This is a genomic window from Rhodoplanes roseus (assembly GCF_003258865.1).
Lineage (GTDB): Bacteria > Pseudomonadota > Alphaproteobacteria > Rhizobiales > Xanthobacteraceae > Rhodoplanes > Rhodoplanes roseus.
In genome coordinates this window covers 1-264 of sequence record NZ_NPEX01000863.1, presented here as the reverse complement: position 1 = coordinate 264, position 264 = coordinate 1, and the positions used below count along the sequence as shown (strand labels likewise).

Annotated in this window: 1 pseudogene; it reads left to right on the top strand. The window is 62.5% G+C overall.

Features of this window, described 5'->3' with window-relative positions:
- Positions 1-264: pseudogene (locus CH341_RS32760) on the top strand (glutamine--fructose-6-phosphate transaminase (isomerizing)); the annotation flags it as partial.

Genomic DNA, 264 nt, shown 5'->3' with positions numbered 1-264 from the left:
CAGGTGTCGCGACGCTGGAGAACAAGAAGCTCACGCGCGAGCGCGCCAAGGGAAAGCTCGTCAATCTCGAGAACCGCCTGCATGAGCATCCGCTTTCCGGTTTGATCGGCATCGGCCATACGCGCTGGGCGACGCACGGCGCGCCGACGGAAGTCAACGCACATCCCCATGCAACGGAAAGCGTCGCCGTCGTCCACAACGGCATCATCGAAAATTTTCAGGAATTGCGGGCGGAGATCCGGGCTGCGGGACGGACGCTGCAGA